At 44.4% G+C, this 2,277-nt stretch carries 3 protein-coding genes; all 3 read right to left on the reverse strand.

The window, feature by feature from the left end; translation table 11 throughout:
* Positions 1–15: 15 nt before the first annotated feature.
* Positions 16–786 carry a hypothetical protein gene (locus tag AC06L3_RS07380; RefSeq protein WP_475669975.1) on the reverse strand — a complete coding sequence of 257 codons (771 nt, stop codon included), beginning with the start codon at positions 784–786 and terminating at the stop codon, positions 16–18.
* Between the two features lie 80 nt (positions 787–866).
* Complete coding sequence (locus tag AC06L3_RS07385) at positions 867–1,031, reverse strand: type II toxin-antitoxin system antitoxin (RefSeq protein WP_475669977.1); 165 nt, start codon at positions 1,029–1,031, stop codon at positions 867–869.
* A gap of 8 nt (positions 1,032–1,039) precedes the next feature.
* A complete protein-coding gene (locus AC06L3_RS07390) occupies positions 1,040–1,993 on the reverse strand; it encodes an SPFH domain-containing protein (RefSeq protein WP_475669976.1) in 954 nt (317 codons plus the stop codon).
* Positions 1,994–2,277: the final 284 nt, after the last annotated feature.

Below are 2,277 nucleotides of genomic sequence, written 5' to 3' on the forward strand. Positions count from 1 at the left end.
AAAATTGCTAAGATGTCAACCTCGCACTTGCAGCCTTGTGAGTGCTCTCTCTTTTTGTGCCATTGGCTCAAAATGTATTAAAAACAAGTCAAATAACGCCGGAATAACCAGAAACGGCACAATTAATTTTCGTATGAAAATACTGTTCCAGTTACCATCGCCATGCAGGAAAATGAAATCGATGGTCTGGCCAAGGGTGATAGTGAGGGTAAGAGCCCAGAGGTAGAATGAAAAGCCTTTCATACGGCTCACGGCCTGATTGATATGAGGCGTGAGTTTCTGACCTATCAGAGCAAGAAAGAAAGGCAGTGCAATGATGAGCGCAGTCCTGCGCAATATCATCAGGAAAGCATCAATGAAGCGCATATCCTGCTGATTACCAATAAAGGAGAAAATTGCCGGAGCAACCACTGCAACCATGAGATTACCAAGGATGGTATAAGTGGTGACTCGTTCGCGGTTTGCACCAAGTATACAGGAAATCACAATTACAGAAGCCGCAACAGGACAGAGAACCACCATCATCACCCCCTCGCAGATAATAGGGTCAACGCCTGCCCATCGCAGTAGAAGATAAGGAATAATGCTGCCTGCAACCTGTATGAGCATGAGCCATAGGTCAAGGCGTCCGGGCCTTAACTTGCGCATGTCAACCGCTGCGTAGTTTGAAAGCAGTATGGCAAAAATCAAGTATGGTAAAATTCCCTTTGTAATAGCGCAATAGTCATGCAACAGAAGACCTAGTACTATTGCAACAGGGAGGACGAAACTTCTGAACTTATTCATTTCTATCTTTGACAAGGATCTCGAAAACACAAAGAGAATACTGTATGCAGGAGCTTTTCAATCAGGCGTACGGATCCCAGTCACTTGCGCTTGAGGCGTCCGCTTTTCTTCAGGGCCTCTGCAATGATCCATTGAAGCTGGCCGTTGACAGAGCGGAACTCGTCAGCGGCCCATGCTTCAACAGCATTCATCATTTCAGCATCCATTCTCAGAATGAATGATTTATTTTTCTCACCATCGGCCATGTTGGAGATCAATGATTCAGGGTTCCTGCATTAACTACCGGTTGAGCCTGCTCATCGGCGCAAAGGACTACGAGCAGATTGCTTACCATAGCGGCCTTCTTCTCTTCATCGAGATCAACCACGCCGTCCGATGAAAGTTTATCAAGCGCCAGCTTGACCATTGAAACAGCACCTTCAACAATCTTCTCACGTGCTGTGATGATTGCAACCGCCTGCTGCCTGCGAAGCATTACGGCAGCAATCTCAGGAGCGTATGCAAGATAATTGATTCGTGCCTCAATGACCTCAAGGCCTGCCATTTCAAGACGCTCGTTCAGCTTGTTTGAAAGAACGTCATTGATCTCAGAAGCACCGCTGCGCAAAGTAATTACGCTTGAGTCCTGAGTGTCTTCATTATCGTATGAATACATCCCCGCAACTTCCCTGAGAGCAGAATCACTCTGAACTGAAACGAAGTTCTCGAATTTGTTCATGCGGGCATTGGCTGCATTTGCCGTTACAGTAGTGCTGACATCAGTATCAATGTCAAAAATCGCTTTATAGGTATCTTTCAATCTCCATACGACAACCACTCCAATGAGAATAGGATTTCCGGATTTGTCATTTACTTTAATAGGTTCAGGATTCAGGTTGCGCGCACGCAGAGAAACACGTTTGCGTGACATGAGCGGATTGACCCAATAGAATCCCGTGCTGCGGAACGTTCCTGAATACTTTCCAAAGAAAGTCAACACAGATGCTTCATTAGGTTCCTGCTTGATAAATCCGCAGGCAACAAAAATGGCAATCACCAGACATAATGCACCGCACCATGCAGCACATCCAATCTGATTATCAATTGCATAGTACACCAGATAGACAGCCAGGCCAAAAATTATCAGGTCAATCAAAAGAGCAAGGAAACCGTTGCCTGAACCGCCCTTGAACTCATACTCGTTAGAAGATCTGTTTTTCTGTGCCATAATTATTGTGTGTTTAAGGTTATTGATATCATTTTGATATCACAAAGATAGAACACAATTTTATATATGCAAAACTTTTTGCCTATAATTTTATAAATTTGCGTCAATAAAGGAAGCCAAGGCTTCAAGGCTTCAACGCTTATACAATGAAACCCTCATGACATAATTTGTAGTCGCCAAAGTTCATGAAAAGGGTTGACGCCCGTCTATATTATATACACCAATATACATTAGACTATGGCAGACATCCAGTTCACACAGGTCGTATCGCGCGGTTGCGGTAT

The sequence above is a fragment of the Candidatus Egerieousia sp. genome, from assembly GCF_056211015.1.